This window comes from Tsukamurella paurometabola DSM 20162 (assembly GCF_000092225.1).
Taxonomy (GTDB): Bacteria; Actinomycetota; Actinomycetes; order Mycobacteriales; family Mycobacteriaceae; genus Tsukamurella; species Tsukamurella paurometabola.
The window spans coordinates 551,612-575,960 of the sequence record NC_014158.1; the positions used below are offsets into that span (position 1 = coordinate 551,612).

A 24,349-nucleotide genomic window follows, 5' to 3' on the forward strand; every position below is an offset into this window, starting at 1 on the left:
GGAGGCCGCCGCCGGCGGAGCGGCGCTCACGCGGCGCGGCTGCCCGCCGCAAGAGTGATCGGGAAGTCGAAGTAGGTGGTGGGGAAGGGTTCGTCGTGCAGCGTGTAGTGCCACCATTCACTGTCGTAGCGGAGAAATCCAGCGTCCTCCATGATCGTGGCCAGCCGGGCGCGGTTGCGGGCCGCGGGCTCGCCGATGCCGGGCGCACCGTGGTGCGAGACCGGATCCATCAGGTCGTGGTCACCGCCCATATCGGCGAGGTCGCCGGAATCCAGGTGGTACAGGGTGAGATCGACGGTGCTGCCCCGGCTGTGTCCGGAACGGGTGGCCACATAGCCGAGCTCGAACATGTCGGCGCGGGCGATGTTCGGGTAGTGCCGCTGCTTGGTCCTGCCGTTCTCCGGCTGTCGGGACCAGGCCACGAACCGGTCGACGGCGCGCTGCGGCCGGTACCCGTCCCACAGCAGCAATCCGTATCCCAGGGTGGCTGCGTGCCGCTGCGCCAGGCGGAGGCCGGCGCACAGAACGCGGGTGCCCACGATCCGGTTGGCCAGGTAGCCGTCCACGGGCTTGCCGGTGAAGTTGTCCCAGGTGGCGTATTTCGCGTCCCAGCGAACTCCCGGGACGTGCTCGTCGACGTAGACGAAGTCGGTGTTCATCACGATCCTCCTGTGCGAGTGAGGCAGACGAGGCGGTCGAGCACCTCGGCGAGGGATATCCCGGCGGCGGACATCATCCGGGGGTAGCGGCTGTATGAGGTGAGACCCGGCAGCGTGTTGACCTCATTGAGGACGACCTCGCCGCCGGGGGTGAGGAACATGTCCACCCGGGCCAGGCCGGAGCAGCCGAGGGCCCGGTAGATGGCGCGCGCGGTCTGCTGCACGCGGGCACGGGATTCCGCCGGGATGTCGGCGGGCACGATCGGTGTCGAGTTCTCCGATCCGGTCTCGGGGGAGTCCTCCTGGTGGATCCGGAAGAAGCCGTGCGACAGTGCGATGTGGTCGACCTCGCCGACCGTGAGCCCGCGACCATCGCCGAGTACCGCGCAGCCCACCTCGCTGCCCGCGACGGCCCGTTCGATGAGCACCTTCGAGTCGTACTCCCGAGCCGCCTCGATGGCAGCGGGCAGATCGTCCGGGGCCGTCACCTTGCTCACCCCGAAGGACGAGCCGGAGCGGGCCGGTTTGACGAACACCGGGTAGGCGAGCTCGGCGGGGTCGGGTGCTTCGTGCCCCGCCACGATCCGGAACTCCGGGGTCGCGATACCGGCCGCGGAGCTGATCACATAGGCGAGCGACTTGTCCATACAGATGGCGGAGCTCGGCACATCGCAGCCGATGTAATCGACACCGGAGAGCTCGCACAGCCCTTGCACCGCACCGTCTTCGCCGAACCGGCCGTGCAGCACCGGGAGGATCACATCGAGCTCGACCACCCGGTACCTGCCGGCCTCGCGCACCAGCAGCCCGTGATCGCCGCGGTCCGGGGAGAGCATCGCAGGGACGGAGCCGGACTCCCAGTCGTTCTCAGGCCCTGCGCACAGGCGCCATGCACCGTCTCGGGTGATGCCGATCCAGTGCGCCTCGTACCGGTCCGGATCGAGGTTGCGCGCGACCTCCCGGGCCGACTTCACGGAGACGGGATGCTCCTCGGAGGCGCCACCGAAGAGGACGCCGATCCTGATCCTGCTCATGAGTTCTCGTTCTCCTCGAAAGTCAGGCAGTTCAGCAGGCTGTTGTGCACGGTGTCGCGGAGCGCGTGATCGGTGAAGTAGGCGGCGTGCGGGCTGATGATCGCGTTCGGCAAGTGCTGCAACCGCAGCAGCGCCGAGTTCTGCACGGGCCGGTCGCGACGATCGGTGTAGAAGATGCCGTGCTCGCCCTCCAGCACGTCGAGGGCTGCGCCGCCGAGATGTCCGGCCTCCAGGGCGTCGACGAGAGCATCGGTGTCGATGAGGGCGCCGCGGCCGGTGTTGACCACGATGGCTCCCGGCCTCATTCGGTGGATCCGCGCCGCATCGAGCAGGTGATGAGTGTCCGCGGTGAGTGGGGTGTGCAGTGTGATGATGTCGCTGCTCGCCAGGAGGTGGTCGAGGCTCACATGGTCATCGCCAGGGCGGGTGTCCGCGGTCAGGACACGGCAGCCGAATCCGGTGAGACGCTCGACGACCGCCGATCCGATGCGACCGGCGCCGATCACGCCGACGGTGAGGTCGCGCAGCTCACGGCCGCGGTGTCGGCTGAGCCGGTAGTCGTGGGAGTCGGTGCGCCGCATCACCGCTTTGGCGTCGCGGATCGCCATGAGCATCAGCATCAGGGTGTAATCGGCCACGCTGTCCGGCGAGTAGTCGACGTTGCCCACGGTGATCCCCAACTGGGCCGCGTACTCGACGTCGATGTGGTCGAACCCTGCGCTTCGGGTGGATACGTAGCGAACCCCGATCCGGCTCAGTGCCAGCAGAACGGGATGGGTTACGGGCGTGCGGTGGCCGACGCTGATGGTCCTGCGGCCGAACGCCAGCATGACGTTCTCCTCGGACAGGGGTAGCTCGGTGATGATGAGAGGGATTCCCCACCGGGGCGCCGCCTTCCGGAACAACGCGGCTTCGTCGTCCGCGCAGCCGTAGACGGTGATGCCGGTCGGGCGCGGCGCACGAGCCGCGAGCGGGGCGATCGTTGTCTGGGTCATGCACCCAGTCAACGAGAGACGACGTTGCCGGGGCGTATCCGGATTTGGATATGCGGACGATAGGTGTCAGCGCAGGGTGGTGTCCCGCGCGCGTACCGTCTCGACCTCGGTCATCGAGGGGCCGTAGGCGCCCGCCCGGCTCACCGTGAGCGCCGAGGTGATCACGGCCCGGTGCAGCGCGGGTTGTACATCGCTCCATCGTGCGCCGCGTAGCCGCCGAGCGGCGTACCGCGAGCCCAGGTAGCCGGCGTCGAGCAGTCCGGAGATCAGTCCCGCCATGAAGGAGTCACCGGCGCCCACCGTATCGGCGACCTCGACGGTCAACTGGTCCACATGCAGCATGTCCCGGTTTCCGGCGAGCAGCGCGTACGCGCCCCATGGCCCGCGGGTGACCACCACGAGCGCCGGGCCCGCCGCGACCCACCGGCGCATGACGTCTTCGACCGGTTCCCCCGGATGCAGCCAGGAGATGTCCTCGTCGCTGGCCTTGACCACATCGGCGAGCCCGATCAGCTCGGTGATGCGCGGCAGTACCTCAGCCGGGGTTCCCATGAGGGCGGGCCGGATGTTCGGGTCGTAGGACACGGTGGCGTGATCGCGGATCCGGGCGGCCACATCGCGCACACCGTCGGCGCCGGGCCCGAGCGTGGCCGCGAAACTGCCGGTGTGCAGGTGCCCGTACCGCTCCAGGTCGCCGGTCTCGGGCACTCGCCACTGCAGGTCGAATTCATAGCTCGCGCGGCCCTCGGCGTCGAGGTGCGCATACGCCAGGGGAGTGGCGGGGGCATCCTCGGTCCCGGCGACGATCTCGACGCCCGCTCCGGCTGCCGCGCCGGTGATGCGAGCGCCCCGTTCGTCCCGGCCCCACCACGACAGGATCGACGCCGGATCCCCCAGTGCTGCCAGCCCGCACGCCACGTTGAACAGGCTGCCGCCGACGTGCTCGACGGGCTCGGCACCGTCGCGCAGAACCACGTCGACGAGTGCCTCGCCGAGACACAGGGTCCGGTCGGTCATATCAGTGTCCCTTCGCGGCGGCTGCATCGTCGATATCCAACGCGGCCTCCATCTCTTCGAGCGGAACGCCCTTGGTCTCGGGCATCACGCGGATCACCCAGACCAGTTGCAGGATCATCACCACGAAGAATATGGAGAAGGCGACGCCGCCGCCGAGCGCCCCCACGATCGGAGGGAAGGCGAAGGTGACGATGGCCGCCCACATCCAGTGCGTGAAGCTGCCGAGCGCCTGCCCGCGGCCGCGGATCCGGTTTGGGAAGATCTCGGAGATGAATACCCAGATCACCGCGCCTTGCCCGAAGGCGTGCGAGGCGATGAAGACCGCCAACCCCACCAGGATCAGGATTGCGGATGTCCCGTCGTAGGCACCGTCGTAGAGGAACATGACGGCTGCCAGGAAGCCCAGGGAGAACAGATAGCCCACCGAGCCGATCAACATCAGCCGGCGCCGCCCCAGCTTGTCGATCACGGTGAGTGCGGCCATCGTGGCGACCAGGTTCACGACGCCCACGGCGATGCTCATCAGGTATGCGGCGTTGCTACTGGCGCCGGCATCCTCCATGACGCGCGGTGCGTAGTAGAGGATCGCGTTGATGCCCGACATCTGATTGAAGAAGGCGATTGCCACGGCCAGCATGATCACCTTGCGGTGGCCGCGGGTGAAGAACTTCACGCCCCGCGTGCCCGCCTCCGCGGCGAGCGATTCCTCGATCTCGGCCATCTGCACGTCGGCCTCCTCCGGTGTCGTACACAGCCGCTCGGAGGTGGACCGGGCCTCATCAATGCGGCCGTGCGCGGCGAGCCAGCGCGGCGTCTCCGGCACCGTCGCCAGGAGCACGAGGAATAGTGCCGCGGGGACCGCCATCACACCGAGCATCCAGCGCCAGGCGTCCGGGCCATCGTCGATGGCGCGGATGATCGCGTTGGCGGCGTAAGCCGCCAGGATGCCGAGCACGATGTTGAACTGCACCAGCCCCACCAGCCGGCCCCGGTGTGCGGGCGGCGACACCTCGGCGGTGTAGATCGGAGCGCACACGCTGGAGGCGCCCACGCCGAGGCCGCCGATGAACCGGAACAGCATGAGCGCCTCGACCGACCCGGCGAGCGCGGAGCCGAGCGCCCCCACCACGTACAGCAGACCGATCAGGTACAGCACCTTCTTGCGGCCGAAGCGATCTGCGGGTCTTCCGGTGACCAGCGCTCCGATGATGGTGCCGATGAGCGCGGTGGTCACGGTGAAGCCGAGCATCGCATCGCTGAGCTGGAACAGCTCCTGGATCTGCTTCTCGGCCCCCGAGATCACCGCGGTGTCGAAGCCGAAGATGAGGCCGCCGAGCGACGCCACCACGGCACTGCGGATCACCAGTGCTTTCATCTCCTGAACATAGGCACCGGCCGCAGCCGCGCGTGGCACAACAGGATGAACACGACCGAACGTGCGCCGCCCGGGTCTGCGGCGTGCTTCGGGCCGGGTGGGTTTGCCATGATGGACCCCATGACGAACCTCACCGAGACCGGCGGAAACCCCAGGATCGGCACCGCCCTGACGCCCGGAGCGACGAAGGTACTGCTGCTCGGGTCCGGTGAGCTGGGCAAGGAGGTGCTGATCGCGTTCCAGCGCCTCGGCGTCGAGACGATCGCCGTCGATCGGTACGCGAACGCCCCCGCGATGCAGGTCGCGCATCGCAGTCACGTGGTCGATATGACCGATGCCGACGCCGTGCGCCGGGTGATCGAACAGGAGAAACCGCGGTACGTGGTCCCCGAGATCGAGGCCCTCGCCACGGAGGCGCTGATCGCCGTCGAGGAGGAGGGCGTCGCCGAAGTCATTCCGACCGCCCGCGCCGTCTCCTTGACGATGGACCGCGAGGGCATCCGCAAGCTGGCCGCCGAGGACCTGGGCCTGCCGTGTTCGCCGTACGCCTTCGCATCGTCGGTCGAGGAACTGCGCACCGGAGCCCGGGAGGTGGGCTTCCCGTGCGTGGTCAAGCCCGTCATGTCCAGTTCGGGCAAGGGCCAGACGGTGGTGCGCACCCCGGACGAGATCGATGGCGCCTGGGAGGCCGCAGTGACCGGGGGCCGGGTGCGTAACGAGCGCGTGATCGTCGAGGGTTTCGTCGATTTCGATTACGAGATCACACTGCTCACCGTGCGTGTCTTCGATTCGGAGCGGGGCAAGGTGATCACCCGGTTCTGCGAGCCCATCGGGCACCGGCAGCAGGGCGGCGACTACGTCGAGTCTTGGCAGCCGCAGCCGATGAGCCAGACCGCGTACGACTCCGCGACGTCGGTCGCCGGGCGGATCACCACCGCCCTCGGCGATGGTGGCACGGGTGGACGAGGCGTGTTCGGCGTCGAGCTGTTCGTCAAGGGCGACGATGTGTACTTCTCCGAGGTCTCGCCGCGCCCGCACGACACGGGCCTGGTGACGCTCGGTTCACAGCGGCTCTCGGAGTTCGAATTGCACGCCCGCGCGATCCTGGGGATGCCGGTCGACTCGTCGCTCATGTCGCCCGCCGCGTCGGCGGTGATCTACGGAACGAAGGACAGCAGCTCGGTGGCCTTCGACAACGTGGCCCGTGCCCTGGACATCCCCGAGACCGACATCCGGCTGTTCGGCAAGCCGGAGGGGTACGCGAAGCGGCGCCTGGGCGTCGTGGTCGCGACGGCCGACACCGTCGAGGTGGCGCGCGCGAACGCGCAGGAGGCCGCGAACCGCGTCCAGGTGGTCGACAGTTCGGATCCGGTGGATCCGGGTGCGCCCGCCACCGTCGCCGTCCCGATCCAGCGCCCACAGGTCCAGGAGGACATGTCGACGCGGGCGATTCCGACGCAGCGCCCCGCGCCGCAGGCGCCGCCCAGCCCACCGGCGCATCCAGGTCCGGCTGCGCCGCCGCCGGCCTCTGCGCCGCCGACGTCCGCGTCGCCGGTGGTCCGGCCGAAACAGGCGCCGCCTGCGGCACCGCCGACCGCCGCGTCGCCGGTGGTTCGTCCGGGAGCCGGCCGGGTCGCCCCTCCCGCTCCACAGGCGCCCCGAAGCGGCGACGGTGCGGCCGACGTCCCGTCCGGACCGACCGCGATGCATCCCGTCGCCACGCGACGGCCCGCGCAGCCGCGGCCTATCCAGCCTCAGCGGCGGCCCGCGGTGAGTAGTCCGACGGCGCCCGAGGCCGACAGTCAGCAGGTCGCGGAGGAGTACGACCACAATCCGCCTACCTCGATGGGTATGGCGCCGCAGCGTCCGCACCAGGACTGATGGTCAGCCGAATCGCGTGAATGCGTCGACCCACTGGGCGGCGTCGAGGTCGCGAGGCAAGGGGGCGCCCCGCCATCCCTGCGCCGCGACCCAGCGCTCGACGGTGGCACGGTCCCGGCGCGTGATGCCCGCGAGGATCGCGGCGAGTCCGCGCCCGCGGCCGGTGAACACGGCGTGGGCGAACGCGGCATAGGCGCGCCGCGCGCTCCACGGCATCAACGGATCGGGACGGCGGGTGACGGTCAGTAGGCCGGCATCGACACCCGGCCGTGGAGTGAACGCGGTAGCCGGTAGCCGACGGATCAGACGGAACTCGTACCAGGGCAACCACTGTGCGGTCATCAGGGTGGAGCCGCCCACGCCGGCGCGACGGCGGGCCACCTCCCATTGCGTGATCAGGACGGCGTCGGTCCAGTGCGGGGCGTGCAGGAGTTTACGGAGTATCGCGGTAGTGAGGTGGAAGGGCAGGTTCCCGACCACGGTGGCGGGCTCGTCGGGCAGACGGTGGCGCAGGAAGTCGCCGTGGACGATGGTGGCGTCGAGCCTCGTGCGGCGCAACGCGTGAACGTATTTCTCGTCGATCTCGACGACGGTGAGCGGTCGCCCGAGGTTCGCGAGGGGAACGGTGAGTGCGCCTGCGCCCGGGCCGATTTCGAGGATCGGACCGTCGCTCTCGGCGATGATGTTCAGGATCGACGCGATGATGCGCCGGTCGGTGAGGAAGTTCTGGCCGTGCTCGTGCCGGCCGCCACGGTAGGTGGGCAAGGGGATTCTCCGGGTTCGATCTGACCCGGGCAGCGCTGACCGCCGCCCAGCGGAATGCTGAGGCGGTGAAGCGGGTTCGGGGTGGAGGGCTTCACCGCGCTAGGCGCGGCCGCGCTCCACCACTGCTACTGCGGCTCCCATGAGCGGAACCTTATGCGGAGATACCGGTGAGGTTCCACCGGATTTCGGTCAGCCTCGTTGCAACCAGTAGGCCTGGGACTTGATTCGGTCTTTCGTGAGACCGAAGTCCTTCTTCGCGGCTTTGGTGATCTCGCGCGTCGCCTTCGTCTCCGCGGCGACGAACAGGAAGGCGTCGTGTGGAATCGCGGCCTTGGTCACGGCGGAGACCAGCGTGGCGCCGCGGCCCTCACGGGGAACCCAGGTGACGTTCTCACTGCGCACCGGCAGGTCGCGCTCGGCGGCGTGCTGGTACTCCAGGAACACCCGGCATGGGGCCGTCGCCGTGGTGAGAAGCGAGTTGATCGCCGGGATCGACGCGGCGTCGCCGACCAGGATGTACTCCGACGGTGCCGGGTTGTCGGGCACTGCGAGATCGGCGCCCATCATGGTGGCGGCGATGCGGTCGCCGGGTTCGGCGTCGCGGGCCCAGCGGGGCGCGGGGCCGTCGTGGATGGCGAACTCGATGGTGAACTCGCTGCCTTCGGGGTCGATGATGGTGTACCCGCGCTGGGCCAGGGTGCCGTCGTCCTCGTCGGTGGTGGCTTCGCCGTTCTTCGGCACCCACAGTCGCACCCACATCGTCGGGAACCAGGGGTTCTGGGTCAAGAAGGTGCCACCGTCGAATCGGATGCGGTGATAGTGCTCGCCGACAGCCTCCGTGGAGAGCACGGTGAACACGTAGTCGTCGGCCCGCATCGCTTTGAGGATCAGGCCCGTCACTCCTCTACCCATAAAGCTGAGCCTACCCTAATTAACTGGAGGTCGGCGAGCGGATCTTCGCAGCGCGCGGCGTTGCGGTCGTGAAAGCGTCTGGCAGTGGCCCGGCGGTGGCGCTATGTCTGCGGCCACTCCGCGGGAGATTCGCGATCGGTGCCACGGCGTACTCGGTGCGGCGGCCGTGTGGCCGGTGTGGGACTGGGCTAACGCTGACGCGCGGTGAGGGACGAGCCGTTCACGCCCGTGAGGGACACGATCAGGATGACCACCGGTACGCGGAGGGTGATCAGGTAGAGCGCTTCGCCCCAGTTCGTGCTGTCGATGCCCGGTACGAGTGGGCTGAGAAAGGCTCCGATTACCGCGATCGCTCCGAAGGCGCTCCAGTACCGGCCGACGGTGTTGCGTGGCACGACGACGAACAGGAGGGCGTAGATCACGCCCGCCACGATGGTCAGTCCGATCGCGAACCAGTAGGCCGAGGACGTGAGATTGTGCGTCCACCAATTGCTGGAGACGGCATTGCCTACGACGTTGGCCAACAGGTTCATCACCCACAGCACGCCCACGGCGAGCAGGCCGAGCACGAACATGCCGCCGGCGTATCGGGCCCAGACCTCGGGCGGCGGACCGTCGGGTGTGGGCGCCTGCTGGTAGCCCGGCTGCTGCTGGGTCGGGTACGACTGCTGCTGGTAGCGACGAGTGGGGTCATCAGGATTCGTCATGCCGGCGTCCTTCCGCGAGGGGGAAACGGGGACCGCGCCCCGTCTGCGCACCGGCCGAGGTCTACACCCTGTCCGCAGCTATCAGGCCCGAATGGTAATGCAAGCAATGCCGACGAGCGCCACACTGTTGCGCCAGGACTTGGCGGGGAGGGGTGCCACCCCATAGGTTTGTTGCTGGCAATTACGAATTTGGAGGATGGAGTCGGAATGGTTCGGGTTGGACGTGTCGTCGCCGCGTCGATGGCAGCTGCTGCACTGGTGGGCGGTGTGGGGGTGCCGTCCGTATCGGCTGCTCCCGCTCCCGCTCCGGCGCGAGTCGCAGCACCGGTCGTTGCACCGGGTTCGGAGATCGGGGTCGTACAGGAGCGGCGTGCGGATGGTCGTGTGCTGGCGTCGACCTGCACCGTCGCGTTCGTCGCCGAGCGTCCGGATGGACGCCGCGTCGCACTGACCGCCGGACACTGCGGTAAGCGGGGGCAGGCCGTGGGCGCCCCGGTTCCCGGTAAGCCCGACGCGCTGGTGCGGGTGGGGACCTTCGCGCAGTCGTCGAATCCGCCGGCCCGGACGACCCCCGAGGGCTACGTGCTCCCCGAGGATCTGACGGCTCCTGACTGGGGTGTCATCGATCTGCGTCCCACCACGAAGAGCGCCGCCGAGCGTGGTCCGGTGCGGCCGACTCGTGTGGGTGAGGCCCGCGTGGGCGACCGCGTGTGCCAGCAGGGGGTCACCTCGGGATGGCGCTGCGGCGTGGTGCGGGTCGTGAGCCCCACCCAGATCAGCACCGACATCACCAGCCGCCCCGGCGACAGTGGTGGCCCGCTGATTCGCCTGTCCGACGGCGCCGCGCTGGGCATCGTCTCGGGCGGCACCGCCGCTGAGGCCCCGCGCGACGTGCCCCGGATGACCTTCTACTGGAGCCTGCGCGACGCGCTCGCCCAGGGCGGGGGACTGCGCCTGGTGACCGCGGGTACGCCGGCGGCCCAGCGGGTTTCGTCTCCTGAGGTGCGCGAGGTCATCACCGTCGACGGAACGGTTCCCGTCGGCGTCTTCTGACCCACAATTCTCACCGCCACCGGCGCAGTCCACGACTTCCGTGGGCTGCGCCGGTGGTCTTTCCTCGGGTTCGCGGTGAGACGGCTCGCATCAGCTGGGAGTTCCCTTATTGTTGTGCTATTCGAAACAACAAGGGGGAGGAATGCGATGCATGCGCTGCGTTGGGTCGCGATGATGGGGGCCGCGGTCGCGGTATCGATGAGCCCGCTCGCCGCGTCGGCGAGTCCGGTGGGTAGCCCGTTCGGCGACGACGAGTGCCGGATGTTCGAGGAGAAGCCCGGATACGAGTGTCGAGCAGGCACATGGCAACACGACTACGCGCCGCCGCGCGAGGGTAAGGCCTGCTCGATCGGCGACACTGCGCCCGGGCTCCGGTGTCGGGGCGGCCGCTGGCAGGATCGCAGCACCGGAATCCCGGAGACGGGCGAGAAATGCACCGCGGTCGGTGCGCAACGGGTCGGCATCGGGGGCATGCTCACGTGTACGCACGGACCGTTCGGCTTCACGTGGCAGTGAGTGGCACGCACTCCGAATTAGAATCAGCGTGAGCGAAAAGTGCCGCCGCCCCGAAGAATCGGGACGGCGGCACCGTCGTACTGGGGTCCGGAACTAGCTCGGCTGGACCTTACTCGGCTCGGATGCTGCGAGCATATCGTCGCGCTCGACGACCTTCACGCGCTCGCGGCCCTCGGCCTCGCCCAGGCTGCGCTCGTGCTCGTCGAGGCGGTACCAGCCGTCCCACGTGGTGTAGGGGGTCTCGTGATCGTCGAGCCAATTCGTCACGCCTTCGAGCGACGGGTCGGCCGGCTGGTTCAGCTTGCCCGCGTGGAAGTCCTCCAGCAGGCAGGCGATGGTCTCGTTGGCGTCGCCCTTGGTGTGGCCGATGAGGCCGACGGGGCCGCGCTTGATCCAGCCGGTCGTGTAGACGCCGGGAATGTGCTCACCAGCGTCGATGACGCGGCCGGCCTCGTTCGGGATCACGCCGGCCTGATCGTCGAAGGGGATCTCGGGCAGGTCGTTCGAGAGGTAGCCGACGGCGCGGTACACGGCGCCCAGCTCCCAGTCGGTGAACTTGCCGGTGCCCTTAACGTTGCCCGTCCCGTCCAGCTCGGTGCGTTCGGTGCGCAGGCCAACGACCTTGCCGTCCTCGCCGAGGATCTCGACAGGCGACTCGAAGAGATGGATGAACAGCTTGTGCGGACGGTTGTTCGGCTCGCGGATCGCGTAGTTCTCCAGGATCACGGCCACCTGGTCGGTGATCTTCGATTCACGCCGGGCCTTCGCCGAGCCCTCGTCGTACTCGATGTCCTCGGGGCTCACGACCACCTCGATGGTCTGCGAGTGGTCCAGCTCCTTGAGCTCGAGCGGGGTGAACTTCACCTGCGCCGGGCCCCGGCGACCGAAGACGTGCACCTCCGTGGCCTTGTTCTGCTTGAGGCCCTCGTAGACGTTCGGCGGGATCTCGGTGGGGAGCAGCTCGTCGGCCGTCTTGGCCAGCACGCGAGCCACATCGAGGCCGACGTTGCCCACCCCCAGAACCGCGACCTTCTCGGCTTCCAGCGGCCACTCGCGCGAGAAGTCCGGGTGCCCGTCGTACCAGGCCACGAATTCGGCGGCACCGTAACTGCCGTCCAGGTCGATGCCGGGGATGTCGAGATTGCGGTCCGCGACGGCACCGGTCGAGAAGATCACCGCGTCGTAGTGCTTACGCACCTCGGCCAGCGAGAAGTCCTTGCCGAAGTCGAGGTTGCCGAGCAGCCGGACCTGCGGCTTGTCGAGCACCTTGTGCAGGGCGGTGATGATGCCCTTGATGCGCGGGTGGTCCGGGGCGACGCCGTAGCGGATCAGGCCGAACGGGGCGGGCATCTTCTCGAAGAGATCGATGCTGACGCCGGGGTCCTTGGCCTCGTCGGACTTCATGAGTGCGTCGGCCGCGTAGATGCCTGCGGGGCCCGCACCCACGATCGCTACCCGCAACGGGCGGTTCTGTTCGGTCATTGAGTGTCGGCTACCTTTGTGTGCAAACCAGCAGTTGATGTCCACACCAGGTTAGTGCGGACTAATGGACCGTTCCTAGTGCGGGTGGTCCATCCCACCCGCACCACCTCTGGAACGTGTTCTAGTAGCAAGAGGGTAGAGGCTTGACGTGACCGCAGACAAGGACACGCCGGACCAGGGCGACGCACGGGGTACCACCGCGACTCCTTTCCTGATCGCGCTGGTCATCGCGGTGATCGCCATCGGCGGCATTCTCACCTGGAACTTCATCCGCCCGTCCGAACAGCGGGTTCCCGATTCCGGACAGATCAGTCAGACCGTGGGCCAGTACTACGGCGCGCTCAACCACGGCCGGTACGCCGATCTGGTCGCCAATACCTGCGCCAAGGATCGCTCCGCCCCGGACTTCCCGCAGGAAGCCGGCTTCGCCGACGCCCGCAAGGCCGCCGTCGAGCGCGAGGGTGATGCCACGCTGGACGAGAACGGCATTAAGAACGTGCAGGTCAACGGCGACAGCGCCACCGCAGACCTGGTCATCAAGTACAGCAAGGCGCCCGAGAAGACCGAACAGGCCAAGTTCGTCCGCGAGGACGGCAAGTGGAAGAAGTGCTCGTGACCTACGCAGGTGACATCACGCCGGCTCAAGCCTGGCAGCTGCTGCACGACGATCCGAACGCCGTCCTCGTCGACTGCCGCACCGAGGCCGAGTGGAACTACGTCGGCATCCCGGACCTCACGGTGCTACGCCGCGCCGTGGTGCTCGTCGAATGGCAGACCTATCCCGACGGTGCGCTGAACGCGACTTTCGTCGACGAGCTCCGCCGCAAGGGCGTCACCGACGATGCGCCCGTGGCCTTCCTGTGCCGCTCCGGGCACCGGTCGATCGGCGCCGCAGAGGCGGCCACGGCGGCGGGCATACAGCGTGCCTTCAATGTGCTCGACGGTTTCGAGGGCGGCCTCGACGCCGAAGGGCACCGCGGGGCCGTGGGCTGGCGGGCCGAAGGGCTCCCCTGGCGGCAGTTCTAGACTCGCACCATGACGGAGTTCAACGCCCTTCCCGACGGAGTCCACCCGGAGACGATCGGTGTTCGCGGCGGGTTGCTGCGCAGCAACCACGAGGAGACCTCCGAGGCGCTGTATCTCAACTCCGGGTACACCTACGACAGCGCCGAGGCCGCCGAGGCGGCGTTCAACGGCGACATCGACCGGTTCGTTTACTCCCGTTACGGCAATCCGACGGTGGCAATGTTCCAGGAGCGGCTGCGGCTGCTCGAAGGTGCAGAGGCCTGTTTCGCGACCGCGTCGGGAATGTCGGCGGTGTTCACTGCGCTCGGCGCGCTGCTGCAGGCCGGCGACCGGCTGGTGGCGGCACGCTCGCTGTTCGGCTCCTGTTACGTGGTGTGCAACGAGATCCTGCCGCGCTGGGGAATCGAGACGGTGTTCGTGGATGGCGAGGACCTTGCCCAGTGGGAGGAGGCGCTCAGCGTTCCGGCCCAGGCCGTGTTCTTCGAGACGCCGGCGAACCCGATGCAGGGTTTGGTGGATGTTCGCGCCGTCGCCGATCTCGCCCATGCGGCGGGCGCCCAGGTGGTGCTCGATGCCGGCTTCACGCCCGTCGGGTATCAGGACTGTTTCGGACTCGGTGCCGATGTGATCGTGCACTCGTCCACCAAGTCGATGGACGGACAGGGCCGCGTGATGGGCGGTGCGATCCTCGGTGCGTTCGATTACATCGATGGTCCGGTCAAGCAGCTCATGCGGCATACCGGCCCGGCGATGGCACCGTTCAACGCCTGGGTTCTGGTGAAGGCGCTGGAGACGCTGGACCTGCGCGCCGAGCGGATCAGTGCGAATGCGCAGAAGGTGGCGGAATTTCTCGACGCCGATCCGCGCGTATCGAAGGTGCTCTACCCGTTCCTGCCCTCGCACCCGCAGCACGAGCTGGCCACGCGGCAGATGAAGGCCGGCGGTACGGTGATCACCCTGGAACTCGCGGATTCCGATGTGCGCGGTAAGGATCGGGCCTTCCAGTTCCTCAACCGGCTCCAGGTGATCGACATCTCCAACAACTTCGGCGATGCCAAGTCGCTGATCACCCACCCCGCCACCACCACGCACCGGGCAACCGGACCGGAGGGGCGGGCGAAGATCGGCCTCACCGATTCCATGCTGCGCCTGTCGGTGGGGCTGGAGAACGTGGACGATCTGATCGCCGATCTGGACCGCGCACTGGGCTGATTCTGGGGCGGGTGGTAGCTGCGCGTCAGTCGTCGATCGCGTTCCGCCACAGTCGTACCGCCGGCGCCGACACGGGGGAGCACCAGCCGTTCGGGCGTGCTCCGCTGCCGACGTGAAAGCCGTCGATGCCTGCGGCCCGCAGGCGCGGGAGATGATCGATCCGCAGACCGCCGCCGACCAGGATCCGCTGCGGCCCTGGTTCTTCGGTGAGGAGAACGTCGATCCCCGCATCCACTCCGTCGGCGGCGCCCGCGGTGAGAATCGCGTCCAACCCGGTGAGTCCGGAGATGCTTGCCCGCAGGTCGTCTCGGTTCGAGCAGTGATCGATGGCGCGGTGGAAAGTCCAGGGGGCGCCGTGGAGCTCGTGCACGATCCGTTCGATCGTCGCAAGGTCTGGGGAACCGTCGGGGGCGAGGAAGCCGAGTACGAACTCGTCGGCGCCCGCGTCGTGCAGCATGTTCGCACGGCGGAGCAGTTCATCGACATCGCCCACCGCGAAGCCCGCGCTCAGTCGCAGCATCACGCGCACCGGGATATCCACGGCCCCAAGGACCGCGGTCACGGTGGGTGCTTCGGGAGTGAGTCCGTCCGCCGCCATATCGGCGACCAGCTCCACCTGATCGGCCCCGCCCTCCTGCGCCGCGACAGCGTCGGCCGCGGTGAGGGCGATGACTTCGAGGAGTCCGGTCACGACGTCAGAGTACTCACGCCGCATGCGGCGGTGCGGTGGATCGGTGGAGATGTCCTGTCGGGGTGCGGGTTTCGACGGTGTGCCGCCCGCTCGGATCGTCGACGGTGCGGCTGGACCAACCCGCGGCTTCTTTGGCGTAGTTGCACGCGGCGCACAGTCCCTGCCCGTTGTGCAGGCTGGTGGCGCCACCGTGGGCGTGTGCGGTGATGTGGTCGGTGTGCGCGATCGGGGCGTCGCAGTACGGGGTGCGGCAGTACCGATCCCGCGCTGCGATCAGCTCCGCCAGCCCGGCTGGGAACAGCCGGGAGCGGGAATCGAGCCCGACGACCGCACCCGAGTCCGGTTGCACGTAGAGGCGTTTGACCCATCCGATCGCCTTCTCCGACGCTCTGCCGACGAGGTGCCGGGCGATCTCTGCCGGCAGTGTGCCGCCGCCGGTCAGGTGCGCGATCCCCGACTCCTCACCCAGGAGAACGGTGGCGGGCATGGTCAGATTCACCGTGACCGGCACACCGTCCGCGGCGTCGCGGCCGGTGATCCGCGCGAACGCGGTGTCGGCCATGATCTGCCCGCGACTGCGTGATTCGCCGGGTGTGCCGAAGACGCTGTCGGCGGCCGTCTTCACCGCTGCGTACAGGCCCACGGCTTGGGCGACCGGCAGCAGGATCGATACCCGCGCCATGCAGTCCGGTGCCGGACGGATCGTGACCCGACGATCTTTCGCCGCCAGCGCCGCACGGTCGACCGTGGCCTGCGCGTCGAGTTGATAGGAGACTTCCTTCACCCGATCCTGCAACCGTTTCAGCCCGAGCCCCGACGCCGCGAAACCTTCCCCGCACAGCACGGTATCGGCCTCGCCTTTCAAGCGTGGTTCCAGATGCGAAACACCGGCGACGATCACCTCCACCGCCTCCGGAGAGATATCTCCATCACGCAATCGGGACAAGGTGGCCGGCAGGTCGCGTTCGAGGGTCTTCGCCCGCGACAGCATCGCCGTCGCCCGGTGCGGCGAGACCCGCAGCGCGAGCGCCACCTCGGACGCGACACCGGCCTCCCACCGCTCCTGTGCCACCCCGGCGGCGATCCGCTCACACACCCGAGTGCGCAACAGCTCGACGATCAACCGGTACTGATTGAACACCACCCGCGCCCGCAACCGCTCCAGTTCACCGAGTCCTGCGATCACCTCGCCACCCGCCGCGCTGGAACTGACGTCTTCTACTTCCATGCTCACACACTACGACCACCGACTGACAAGTTTCCCACTTGAAACATCAACCTATTCAGCAGTTTTCAGTTCGACCGATCACCCCCGTGGCATGGAGAGGCTTGATCGCTTAGCGTTCATGCCATGCGCTCACAGAAGGCTGAGAACGTGCGATCCCACACGGAGCGGGCATCGTCGAAGCGCGACCTGGCCGGGATCCAGCGGCCGACAGCGGCGGACATCGCGGAGTTCGACGCCGCGTGGACGAGGATCCTCGGTGACACTCCCTTGCGTGCGATCGACCTTCGCGGCGTACACAACAGCAGGTGGGTACGGCTGCACAGTCTCCCGGGGAGCAAGCGCTATGCGGATACTGAGGAGGAGTATGCCGAGCTGCTGCGGCGCTACTTCGCCGTTCTCGACGAGCTACGCGGGGACGAGGAGATCCTGACTGTGGTGACATGTTCGTTCTCGTTCGCGATGTCGCCGCGCCCCGTCCGCCGCTCGTCGCTGCTGACCGGTTTGCTTCCACGTCCACGCTATTGGCGCAGCGTCTCGGAGGGCGAGGACGAGGGAGAGGAACAGGCCTGGGCTCACCTGTACGTGCACCGTGTCCACCGACACGCACCGGCCTTGCGGGAACTGTTTCGCGCCGTCGCCGACGAACGCGCCTTCGACGTCATGGTGACGGACTCGGCCGTCTCTTGGGTCCACCACCCTTACGACGGCGGCTCAGACCTCATCCTGGCGACACCAGCTGAACGAGATCGAGTGTCCGAGCTGTTCGCGCAGTGGCGCTCGCCCTGGGACCATGGGCTCTAGGAGGAAGTTGTGGACGACCTGAACCTGTGCCGCCCCACCGAGGCCGATGTAGCGGACCTGCATGTCATCGTCTCCGACCCGAGGGTGTGGACCCACTATCCGAGTTTGCGCCCCTCATCGATCGACCAGACCCGGTCGCTGGTGAACAGGTGGATGATGCAGTGGGAGGTCGACGGCCTCGGCCCCTCGATCGTGCGAAATCGCGATTCGATCATCGGCTACGGCGGATGTGATCGTCGCCGTGGCGCATTCTGGAACCTCGGATATCGCCTCGCTGCGGACGTGCAGGGGCGAGGTTTGGCCACGATGATTGCGCAAGCGGCGGTCGATGCCGCGCGACGGCATGACGATTCACTCCCGGTGGTCGCCTACCTCGTCGAACACAATCGTGCCTCCGCGCGGGTGGCGGAGAAGGTCGGCCTGTCGCTCGTCCACCGCGCACCGGATGCGGGCAATCCGGACCCGACGGTGATCAGGCTGGTTTTCGCAGACCGTCCTCTGACAGCGGAGGAACTCTCCGCTGTCGTCGAGTGACAATAGAGGATGCTCGGAATGCAAGGCCACGAGCGCCGACTGACAACTGTTTCACTTGAAACATGGACCAATTCAGTGGCTTTTGCGTAGACGTCAGCGGAATACACGGTCGAGGTGATAGCTCGCGATCGCGACGGCCCGGTCGGCGGTGTGATGGCCGAGTAGCACTGCGGTGCTGAGGCCGTTGCACAGGGAGATCAGCGCGTCGGTCTCTGCCTCCGGGTCGGCATCGGGCGGGAGGTCGGCGGCGCGAAAGGTGTCGAGAACCGTCGACCTCAGTCGCGTGAGCCCGCCAGCGAGGGGTTCGGCGGCGAGTTCCGTATCCGTCCGCGCCAGTTCGCCGAATGCGGCGCTGACCCGATAGAAGTCTGTGCTCTCCGGATCGGTTGGTAGGGCTTCGGATATGAAGGCGTGCAACATCGCTCGCGGATCGGCGGTATTCGACAGCCGTGCACGCCAGCGGGCGTTCGACTGCTCCTCCAGTCGCCGCATGGCGCCGATCAGCAACCCGTGCTTGTTCTCAAAGTAGTACTGCACGAGCCGCAGCGACACTCCCGCCTCCGCCGCGACCGCTCGCATCGTCACGGCCTGCAGGCCGTCGCGTGCAGCGATGCGAGCCACGGCGTCGGTCAGCTCCGAGCGTCGTTCGCCATGGTCGACGGTGCGCGGCACGAACCCTCCTTTGTTGATATATTTGTATCACATGCGTAATGATACATCTGACGTATGAAGGAGGGGCGTGCGCGGAAGTGTTCTCGTCGCCGTGTGTCTCGCGCAGCTGGTGATCACGCTCGACGTGTCCGTCGTTAACGTCGCGCTACCGTCCGTGCGCGAGGACCTCGGGCTCACCACGATCACGCAGCAGTGGGTCGTGACCGCGTCCCTACGCCGGCTTTCTGCTGGTCGGCGGCCGACTCTCCGATGTCCTCGGCGTCCGGGCTGCCTTCGTGACCGGATCCGCGGCGTTCGCAGCGGCGAGCCTGCTCGCAGGCGCTGCGCCGACCGCTGAGGTGCTGCTCGTCGGGCGCTGCGCCCAGGGCGCCGCCGCGGCGGTCCTCGCTCCCGCGACGCTCGCCACAATCACGTCGGTCTTCGTCGACGATCGGACGCGCACATCGGCCATGGCCTGGTGGAGCGCCATGAGCATTGCTGGTGGCGCCGCCGGGAACGTGCTCGGTGGCTTGCTCACCGAGCACGCCGGATGGCGCGCGACGCTGCTGATCAACGTGCCGTTGGGTGTCGTCGCCCTCGTGCTCGCCGTGCGGGCCGTACCGGGCCGGGTGAGCGGCCCGCGCCCCGGTATCGACGGAGTGCCTGCCGCGGCGGTCACCGCCGGGCTTTTCGCCCTCGCCTACGCGGTGAGCGCAGCGGGGCAGCGGGAATTCGCCGACGCCGGGGTGGCTGCGAGCCTCGGCGCGATACTGGTCGGCGCGTTCGTCGTGCGCGACCGGCGCTCTGCGTATCCGCTCGTACCGCGTGAGGTCTTCCTGTCGCGGCCGATCCGCTGGGGCAACGCCGGGGTGTTCCTGGCCGGCGCCGCGTTGGTGCCGATGTGGATGTTTCTCAGCCTGCAGATGCAGGAGGTTCTCGGATACACGCCCTCGCAGGCGGGGCTGGGGTTCCTGCCGCACACACTGATTCAGCTCGCGGTCGGTCTCCGCGTGGCGCCCGCGCTGATGCGTCGGGTCAGCGCACCCGTGTTGATCGCGACCGGTGCCGCGTCGACGGCGGCCGGGTTCCTGGTCCAGAGTCGCCTCGAATCCGGCGACACCTACCTCGGTGCGGTGTTCGTTCCCGCCGTCTTCATCGCGGTCGGCGCCGGACTGTTCACGCTCCCGCTGACGAAGGCCGCGGTGGCTTGCGCACCGGCAGGTGCCGTTGGATTGGTGTCGGGAATCATGAACTGCACCAAACAAGTCGGTGCCGGATTGGGCCTATCCGCGCTCGTCGCGGCGACCGGGTCCATCCCTGGGGATGTGGCTGCCTACCGCCTCGCCTTCCACATCATGGCCGCGCTCATCGGCACTGTGGCGATCGGTGCTCTCGCTGCGCGGCGTCGGTCGGTGTTCGCAGGTACCGATTGAAAAGTCCATGGACGGGTGCCATTCGGTTGGCTACTGTGCACCGCATGGTTATGCGCGAACTCCCCGAACTGCGGCAGTGCTACTTCTGCCGCCGGTTCGGTATGTCCGCATAACCTGCGGCACCCCGGGCCGTCGCTCCACCGCCGACCCGGTTCTCACGCGTGACGCGCACGATCGCTCGGGTCGGTGATCATCACACCGAGACGAGAAAGACATGGAGAAGATCAGTAAGTCCTTGGTCTCGTGGGCGTCCATCCTGGACGAGAAGACCCGCGAGCAGGCGATCACCACGGCGAAGCTGCCGTTCATCTACCCGCACATCGCGTTGATGCCCGACGCCCACCTGGGCAAGGGCGCCACCGTCGGCTCGGTCATCCCGAGCCTCGGCGCCGTCATCCCCGCGGCGGTCGGCGTCGACATCGGATGCGGCATGATCGCGGTCCGCACCCAGTTCACGAAGTCCGACCTTCCAGACGACCGCGCGACGGTGCGTGAGGCCATCGAGCGGGCGGTCCCGCTGTCTCCGGGCCGTTACAACACGAAGGTGGTGGCCACGGCGGAGCCGCGGATCGCGGAGCTGATCGCACTCGCCGAACGCGCGGAGTTCGATCCCGCGCAGTACGCCGGGAACTGGGCGCTGCAGCTGGGCACCCTCGGCGGCGGAAACCACTTCATCGAGATCAGCCTCGACGAGGACGACACCGTGTGGGCCTTCCTGCACTCCGGATCCCGTGGCGTGGGCAACAAGATCGCCCAGCAGCACATTGCCGTCGCGACCCGCCTCTGCAGGCAGTGGTGGATCGATCTGCCGGACCCGGACCTGGCCTACCTGGTCGAAGGCACGCCCGAGTTCCGCAGGTACATCGCCGAGCTGAAGTGGGCGCAGCACTTCGCGCTGCTCAACCGCGAGGAGATGATGGACCGGGTGATCCGGCAACTCGGGGAGTGGGTGGGCACGCCCGTCTCCGAGGCCGAGAGGATCAACTGCCACCACAACTTCACCAAGCGGGAGAAGCACTTCGGCAAGGAGGTGTGGGTATCGAGGAAGGGGGCGATCGAGGCCGCCGAGGGCAAGCTCGGCCTGATCCCGGGCTCGATGGGTACCGCGTCCTACATCGTCGAGGGCAGGGGCTTCCCGCCGTCGCTGAACAGCTCACCGCACGGCGCGGGCAGGGAGTACTCCCGGTCCGCGGCGCGCAGGACGTTCACGCACGAGCAACTGCGGGAGGCCATGGCCGGGATCGAGTTCCGTGATAGCGCGGACTTCGTCGACGAGATCCCGCAGGCGTACAAGCCGATCGACAGGGTGATGACCGATGCGGCCGAGCTGGTGACGGTGCGCGCCGTGCTGCGGCAGATCGTCAACGTCAAGGGGCAGTGACAACGGCGCTCACGACATCGGGTCGTTCGGGTACCAGCGGTGGTACCCGAACGACCCGAACGTCCTTGACTACGCGGGGAACGGAGTGTCCGTGCCGCCCACCAGATCCGCCACGGAGTCGATGATCCGGGTGGGCCGGTACGGATACAGCGTCACCGACTCGCGCGACGAGATGCCTGTGAGTACCAGGACGGTTTGGAGGCCCGCCTCCAGACCGCAGACGATGTCGGTGTCCATCCGGTCACCGATCATCAACGTGTCCTCCGAATGCGCACCGAGCGCCCGCAGAGCCGAGCGCATCATCAGCGAATTCGGCTTGCCCACGTAATAGGGCGACCGGCCGGTGGCCTCGCGAATCAGCGCGGCCACCGCGCCGGTGGCGGGGAGCGAGCCCTCCTTCGACGGCCCCGTTGGGTCCGGATTCGTGGCGATGAACCGTGATCCGCGCTCGATCAGCCGGATCGCCGTGGTGATCGCCTCGAAGGAGTAGTTCCGCGTCTCACCGAGGACGACGTAGTCGGGATCGTTCTCGGTGAGCACGTACCCCACCTCGTGCAGCGCCGTGGTGAGACCTGATTCGCCGACCACGTAGGCCGTTCCGCCCGGCCGCTGCTCCTGCAGGAATTTGGCGGTCGCCAACGCCGACGTCCAGATCCTTCGCTCGGGGATGTCCAATCCCGTCGCCAGCAGCCGGGCGCGCAGGTCCCGCGGCGTGCGAATCGAGTTGTTGGTCAGCACCATGTAGGGCGTGTCGTTCGCGGTGAGTTCCGCGAGGAAGGCGTCCGCTCCCGGGATCAGGTGATCCTCGTGGATCAGGACTCCGTCCATGTCCATCAGATAGTGCCACTGCTCCATGGTGCTGAATCTACGCCGTTAGGCCTGCTGGGCCTGCCACATCCAGTGCAGCTGCTCCAGGCGTGCGGTGATCGAGATGAGCAGGTCCTGGGTGACCGGATCGGCGGACTCGGTGGCCTCGATCCGTGAGCGCAGCGCGGCGACCACGGCGGCCAGGTTCTTCACGATCGCACCGACCACGGCGTCGTCCTGCTGCCAGCCGGCCTCGAAGCCGACGGTGGCGGCGGTCTTCGCGACGGTCTCCGCGCGGCCGTCCGGGCTCACGCCGATGGCGGCGGCGCGCTCGGCCACCTCGTCGACGAAGGTGCGGGAATCGGTGACCAGCTCGTCCAGCTGCAAGTGCACCGAGCGGAACTGCGATCCGACCACGTTCCAGTGGGCCTGCTTGGCGATCAGTCCGAGGTCGATCAGGTCGACGAGGGAGCCCTGCAGGGCATCGCCGGCGACCTTCTGCGCCTCGTCGGACAGGGTGCTGGTGATGGGGTTCGACATCGTTACCTCCTTGGTGGGGAATGGATCTCGACGGGCTGTTCACCCGGTACGCACGACATTACCGAGTTAATTGGAACGATTCCAGAAAAGGTGAGAAGGCTCACCCCGAGTTTCGCGCGCCGTGATTTCAGCCTTGACGGGCGCTGCCCACCCAGTGCATTCTTGCGTCAGGTCATGAGTGCCAGCGCGAAGCCCCGGCTCGCTGGTCGGCAACCCTCCACCGCGGTGGGGTGCTCCGGGTGACGACCTGGCCGCGCCGAACGGGCGCGGCAAGCGCGGATTCGTCGTTGTCCGGCACTGCCGGTCCTCATCGGGCGACGAGTCCTTGACACGAAGGATGTTTCACGATGACCACGATTCTCGATCGCACCTGCCCGGCTCCGACCCTCGCCAGCCCCGAGCGGTCTGCGGGCCCACTCGCCTTCGGCCCCATCGCCCGCGTCACGGGCGCCGACGAATTCGTTCCCCTCGCCGACGGGGCGACGGTCCGTTACGCCAACTTCGACTACGCCGCCAGTGCTCCCGCCCTGGTCGCGGTCCAGGAAGCGGTGGCGACCGCGCTCACGGAGTACGCCAGTGTGCACCGCGGCGCCGGGTACCTCTCGCAGCGTTCGACGGCGCGGTACGAGGCCGCCCGCGACATCGTTGCCGACTTCATCGGTGCCCGCGGCGACGATCACGTGATCTTCACGGGGAACACCACCGATTCACTGAACCTGCTGGCCGCGTGCGTGCCCGGCGAGGTGGTCGTCCTCGACTGCGAGCATCACGCGAACCTATTGCCTTGGAAGCGGATCGGCGCCCGTGTGGTGTCGGCGCCGCTGTCGATCGAGGGCACCCTGAAGGCCGTCGAGGCCGAGCTCGCGCGCCGCCCGGCCGCCCTCCTCAGCGTGACCGGCGCGTCGAACGTCACCGGCGAGGTGCTCCCGATCCGCCGGCTCGCCGCGCTGGCCCACCGGCACGGCGCCAGGATCGCGGTGGACGGCGCACAGCTGGTGCCGCATCGTCGAATCTCGCTGCGTGACAGCGGTGTCGACTACCTGGCCTTCTCCGGGCACAAGCTGTACGCCCCCTTCGGCTCCGGTGTCCTCGTGGGGCGCGCCGACTGGTTCGACGAGGCCGAGCCGTACCGCTGCGGCGGCGGCGCCAGCTACGAGGTGATCGGCACCCCGGTCGCCAAGTCGGTGGAGGTGGCCTGGCACACCGGCCCCGCGCGGCACGAGGCCGGTTCCCCGAACGTGCTGGGCGCCGTCGCGATCGGCGCAGCCTGCGAGGCCATCGCCGCCCTCGGCGAGTCCGAGATAGCCCGTCACGAGCACTATTTGACCGATCTCCTACTGGGTTCGCTGACCCGCCTCGACGGCGTGCGGCCGCTGCGGATCTGGGCCGACTCCACTGATCGCGTGGGCATCGTCGCCTTCACTGTGGACGGGTACACCCCGCGCGAGGTCGCCGAGTTCCTGTCGTCGCGATACGGGATCGGCGTGCGCGACGGGAAGTTCTGCGCCCATCCCGTGGTTAACCGATTGGGCTGCTACGACGGTGCCGTCCGAGCCAGTCTCGGCCTCGGTACCGCGGAGAACGATGTGCATCGTCTGGTGCGCGCCCTGGAAGACCTGACCGCTCTGCCGAAGTAGAACCCACGAGAA

General features: G+C 67.9%; 25 protein-coding genes and 1 riboswitch. Of the genes, 11 read left to right on the plus strand and 14 right to left on the minus strand.

All coding sequences use genetic code 11. From position 1 onward, the window contains the following. Nucleotides 1–26 precede the first annotated feature (26 nt). From vanX to TPAU_RS02590, 5 genes are all read right to left on the minus strand, one after another. Complete coding sequence (gene vanX / locus TPAU_RS02570) at nt 27–659, minus strand: D-Ala-D-Ala dipeptidase VanX (protein WP_013125205.1); 633 nt, start codon at nt 657–659, stop codon at nt 27–29. Continuing rightward, nucleotides 659–1,693, minus strand: coding sequence for a D-alanine--(R)-lactate ligase (vanA, locus tag TPAU_RS02575; RefSeq protein ID WP_013125206.1), 1,035 nt, complete (start codon nt 1,691–1,693; stop codon nt 659–661). Before vanA ends, vanX begins: the two co-directional genes overlap by 1 nt. Beyond that, nucleotides 1,690–2,688 (minus strand): D-isomer specific 2-hydroxyacid dehydrogenase family protein, encoded by a 999-nt coding sequence (locus TPAU_RS02580; protein WP_013125207.1) that lies wholly within the window; start codon nt 2,686–2,688, stop codon nt 1,690–1,692. The genes vanA and TPAU_RS02580 overlap by 4 nt, the downstream gene beginning before the upstream one ends. A 66-nt stretch (nt 2,689–2,754) precedes the next feature. After that, nucleotides 2,755–3,705 (minus strand): PfkB family carbohydrate kinase, encoded by a 951-nt coding sequence (locus TPAU_RS02585; RefSeq protein WP_013125208.1) that lies wholly within the window; start codon nt 3,703–3,705, stop codon nt 2,755–2,757. Between the two features lies 1 nt (nt 3,706). Beyond that, complete coding sequence (locus TPAU_RS02590; RefSeq protein ID WP_013125209.1) at nt 3,707–5,080, minus strand: sugar porter family MFS transporter; 1,374 nt, start codon at nt 5,078–5,080, stop codon at nt 3,707–3,709. A gap of 120 nt (nt 5,081–5,200) precedes the next feature. Here TPAU_RS02590 and purT point away from each other — a divergent pair, with 120 nt between their 5' ends. Then, nucleotides 5,201–6,961 (plus strand): formate-dependent phosphoribosylglycinamide formyltransferase, encoded by a 1,761-nt coding sequence (gene purT / locus TPAU_RS02595; RefSeq protein WP_245537833.1) that lies wholly within the window; start codon nt 5,201–5,203, stop codon nt 6,959–6,961. Nucleotides 6,962–6,964: 3 nt separating this feature from the next. On the opposite strand, the gene erm is transcribed toward purT, so the two are convergent. From erm to TPAU_RS02610, 3 genes are all read right to left on the minus strand, one after another. Next, on the minus strand, nt 6,965–7,726 hold the full coding sequence (gene erm, locus TPAU_RS02600) for a 23S ribosomal RNA methyltransferase Erm (protein WP_013125211.1): 762 nt from the start codon (nt 7,724–7,726) through the stop codon (nt 6,965–6,967). A 189-nt stretch (nt 7,727–7,915) separates the two neighbouring features. Beyond that, the gene (locus TPAU_RS02605; protein WP_013125212.1) at nt 7,916–8,638 is read right to left on the minus strand and encodes a siderophore-interacting protein; all 723 of its coding nucleotides are present in this window, start codon (nt 8,636–8,638) and stop codon (nt 7,916–7,918) included. Between the two features lie 188 nt (nt 8,639–8,826). Next, nucleotides 8,827–9,345, minus strand: coding sequence for a hypothetical protein (locus tag TPAU_RS02610; RefSeq protein ID WP_013125213.1), 519 nt, complete (start codon nt 9,343–9,345; stop codon nt 8,827–8,829). Between the two features lie 207 nt (nt 9,346–9,552). On the opposite strand from TPAU_RS02610, the gene TPAU_RS02615 reads away from it, so the two are divergent. Then, complete coding sequence (locus TPAU_RS02615) at nt 9,553–10,398, plus strand: S1 family peptidase (protein WP_041944263.1); 846 nt, start codon at nt 9,553–9,555, stop codon at nt 10,396–10,398. 147 nt (nt 10,399–10,545) lie between these two features. Then, the gene (locus TPAU_RS02620; protein ID WP_013125215.1) at nt 10,546–10,914 is read left to right on the plus strand and encodes a hypothetical protein; all 369 of its coding nucleotides are present in this window, start codon (nt 10,546–10,548) and stop codon (nt 10,912–10,914) included. Nucleotides 10,915–11,007: 93 nt separating this feature from the next. Here the strand turns inward: TPAU_RS02620 and TPAU_RS02625 are convergent, their stop codons facing one another. Further along, nucleotides 11,008–12,396: an FAD-dependent oxidoreductase gene (locus TPAU_RS02625; RefSeq protein ID WP_013125216.1), complete on the minus strand. Its 1,389-nt coding sequence runs from the start codon at nt 12,394–12,396 to the stop codon at nt 11,008–11,010. 148 nt (nt 12,397–12,544) lie between these two features. On the opposite strand from TPAU_RS02625, the gene TPAU_RS02630 reads away from it, so the two are divergent. From TPAU_RS02630 to TPAU_RS02640, 3 genes are read left to right on the plus strand one after another with little or no spacing between them, the layout of a single operon-like run. After that, a complete protein-coding gene (locus tag TPAU_RS02630; protein ID WP_013125217.1) occupies nt 12,545–13,012 on the plus strand; it encodes an Rv0361 family membrane protein in 468 nt (155 codons plus the stop codon). Then, nucleotides 13,009–13,422 (plus strand): rhodanese-like domain-containing protein, encoded by a 414-nt coding sequence (locus tag TPAU_RS02635; protein WP_041944636.1) that lies wholly within the window; start codon nt 13,009–13,011, stop codon nt 13,420–13,422. Before TPAU_RS02630 ends, TPAU_RS02635 begins: the two co-directional genes overlap by 4 nt. 9 nt (nt 13,423–13,431) lie before the next feature. Then, nucleotides 13,432–14,634: an O-succinylhomoserine sulfhydrylase gene (locus TPAU_RS02640; protein ID WP_013125219.1), complete on the plus strand. Its 1,203-nt coding sequence runs from the start codon at nt 13,432–13,434 to the stop codon at nt 14,632–14,634. Nucleotides 14,635–14,659: 25 nt separating this feature from the next. On the opposite strand, the gene TPAU_RS02645 is transcribed toward TPAU_RS02640, so the two are convergent. Together TPAU_RS02645 and TPAU_RS02650 are read right to left on the minus strand one after the other, a co-directional pair. After that, complete coding sequence (locus TPAU_RS02645) at nt 14,660–15,325, minus strand: copper homeostasis protein CutC (RefSeq protein ID WP_218022122.1); 666 nt, start codon at nt 15,323–15,325, stop codon at nt 14,660–14,662. A gap of 13 nt (nt 15,326–15,338) precedes the next feature. Then, nucleotides 15,339–16,553 carry an HNH endonuclease gene (locus TPAU_RS02650; protein ID WP_013125221.1) on the minus strand — a complete coding sequence of 405 codons (1,215 nt, stop codon included), beginning with the start codon at nt 16,551–16,553 and terminating at the stop codon, nt 15,339–15,341. A gap of 123 nt (nt 16,554–16,676) precedes the next feature. Between TPAU_RS02650 and TPAU_RS02655 the strand changes: the two genes are divergently transcribed. Together TPAU_RS02655 and TPAU_RS02660 are read left to right on the plus strand one after the other, a co-directional pair. Further along, nucleotides 16,677–17,354, plus strand: coding sequence for a DUF3885 domain-containing protein (locus TPAU_RS02655; protein WP_013125222.1), 678 nt, complete (start codon nt 16,677–16,679; stop codon nt 17,352–17,354). A gap of 9 nt (nt 17,355–17,363) precedes the next feature. Continuing rightward, nucleotides 17,364–17,888: a GNAT family N-acetyltransferase gene (locus TPAU_RS02660; protein ID WP_013125223.1), complete on the plus strand. Its 525-nt coding sequence runs from the start codon at nt 17,364–17,366 to the stop codon at nt 17,886–17,888. A 93-nt stretch (nt 17,889–17,981) separates the two neighbouring features. On the opposite strand, the gene TPAU_RS02665 is transcribed toward TPAU_RS02660, so the two are convergent. After that, nucleotides 17,982–18,560: a TetR/AcrR family transcriptional regulator gene (locus tag TPAU_RS02665; protein WP_013125224.1), complete on the minus strand. Its 579-nt coding sequence runs from the start codon at nt 18,558–18,560 to the stop codon at nt 17,982–17,984. Between the two features lie 224 nt (nt 18,561–18,784). Here TPAU_RS02665 and TPAU_RS02670 point away from each other — a divergent pair, with 224 nt between their 5' ends. Both TPAU_RS02670 and TPAU_RS02675 read left to right on the plus strand, forming a co-directional pair. Further along, the gene (locus tag TPAU_RS02670; RefSeq protein WP_083773754.1) at nt 18,785–19,972 is read left to right on the plus strand and encodes an MFS transporter; all 1,188 of its coding nucleotides are present in this window, start codon (nt 18,785–18,787) and stop codon (nt 19,970–19,972) included. 214 nt (nt 19,973–20,186) lie between these two features. Continuing rightward, nucleotides 20,187–21,353, plus strand: coding sequence for an RtcB family protein (locus TPAU_RS02675; protein WP_013125225.1), 1,167 nt, complete (start codon nt 20,187–20,189; stop codon nt 21,351–21,353). A 69-nt stretch (nt 21,354–21,422) separates the two neighbouring features. Here the strand turns inward: TPAU_RS02675 and TPAU_RS02680 are convergent, their stop codons facing one another. Further along, a complete protein-coding gene (locus TPAU_RS02680; RefSeq protein ID WP_013125226.1) occupies nt 21,423–22,208 on the minus strand; it encodes an HAD-IIA family hydrolase in 786 nt (261 codons plus the stop codon). Nucleotides 22,209–22,226: 18 nt separating this feature from the next. After that, nucleotides 22,227–22,700 carry a Dps family protein gene (locus tag TPAU_RS02685; RefSeq protein ID WP_013125227.1) on the minus strand — a complete coding sequence of 158 codons (474 nt, stop codon included), beginning with the start codon at nt 22,698–22,700 and terminating at the stop codon, nt 22,227–22,229. Nucleotides 22,701–22,870: 170 nt separating this feature from the next. Beyond that, a riboswitch (SAM riboswitch) is annotated at nt 22,871–22,982 on the plus strand. A 65-nt stretch (nt 22,983–23,047) separates the two neighbouring features. Here TPAU_RS02685 and TPAU_RS02690 point away from each other — a divergent pair. Next, on the plus strand, nt 23,048–24,337 hold the full coding sequence (locus TPAU_RS02690; RefSeq protein WP_013125228.1) for an aminotransferase class V-fold PLP-dependent enzyme: 1,290 nt from the start codon (nt 23,048–23,050) through the stop codon (nt 24,335–24,337). Nucleotides 24,338–24,349 lie beyond the last annotated feature (12 nt).

Bases quoted from the DNA above. Each gene is read 5' to 3' on its own strand.
- vanX (WP_013125205.1), bottom strand. From the start codon at position 659: ATGAACACCGACTTCGTCTACGTCGACGAGCACGTCCCGGGAGTTCGC.
- vanA (WP_013125206.1), bottom strand. From the start codon at position 1,693: ATGAGCAGGATCAGGATCGGCGTCCTCTTCGGTGGCGCCTCCGAGGAG.
- TPAU_RS02580 (WP_013125207.1), bottom strand. From the start codon at position 2,688: ATGACCCAGACAACGATCGCCCCGCTCGCGGCTCGTGCGCCGCGCCCG.
- TPAU_RS02585 (WP_013125208.1), bottom strand. From the start codon at position 3,705: ATGACCGACCGGACCCTGTGTCTCGGCGAGGCACTCGTCGACGTGGTT.
- TPAU_RS02590 (WP_013125209.1), bottom strand. From the start codon at position 5,080: ATGAAAGCACTGGTGATCCGCAGTGCCGTGGTGGCGTCGCTCGGCGGC.
- purT (WP_245537833.1), top strand. From the start codon at position 5,201: ATGACGAACCTCACCGAGACCGGCGGAAACCCCAGGATCGGCACCGCC.
- TPAU_RS02605 (WP_013125212.1), bottom strand. From the start codon at position 8,638: ATGGGTAGAGGAGTGACGGGCCTGATCCTCAAAGCGATGCGGGCCGAC.
- TPAU_RS02610 (WP_013125213.1), bottom strand. From the start codon at position 9,345: ATGACGAATCCTGATGACCCCACTCGTCGCTACCAGCAGCAGTCGTAC.
- TPAU_RS02615 (WP_041944263.1), top strand. From the start codon at position 9,553: ATGGTTCGGGTTGGACGTGTCGTCGCCGCGTCGATGGCAGCTGCTGCA.
- TPAU_RS02620 (WP_013125215.1), top strand. From the start codon at position 10,546: ATGCATGCGCTGCGTTGGGTCGCGATGATGGGGGCCGCGGTCGCGGTA.
- TPAU_RS02625 (WP_013125216.1), bottom strand. From the start codon at position 12,396: ATGACCGAACAGAACCGCCCGTTGCGGGTAGCGATCGTGGGTGCGGGC.
- TPAU_RS02640 (WP_013125219.1), top strand. From the start codon at position 13,432: ATGACGGAGTTCAACGCCCTTCCCGACGGAGTCCACCCGGAGACGATC.
- TPAU_RS02650 (WP_013125221.1), bottom strand. From the start codon at position 16,553: ATGGAAGTAGAAGACGTCAGTTCCAGCGCGGCGGGTGGCGAGGTGATC.
- TPAU_RS02655 (WP_013125222.1), top strand. From the start codon at position 16,677: ATGCGCTCACAGAAGGCTGAGAACGTGCGATCCCACACGGAGCGGGCA.
- TPAU_RS02675 (WP_013125225.1), top strand. From the start codon at position 20,187: ATGGAGAAGATCAGTAAGTCCTTGGTCTCGTGGGCGTCCATCCTGGAC.
- TPAU_RS02680 (WP_013125226.1), bottom strand. From the start codon at position 22,208: ATGGAGCAGTGGCACTATCTGATGGACATGGACGGAGTCCTGATCCAC.
- TPAU_RS02685 (WP_013125227.1), bottom strand. From the start codon at position 22,700: ATGTCGAACCCCATCACCAGCACCCTGTCCGACGAGGCGCAGAAGGTC.
- TPAU_RS02690 (WP_013125228.1), top strand. From the start codon at position 23,048: ATGACCACGATTCTCGATCGCACCTGCCCGGCTCCGACCCTCGCCAGC.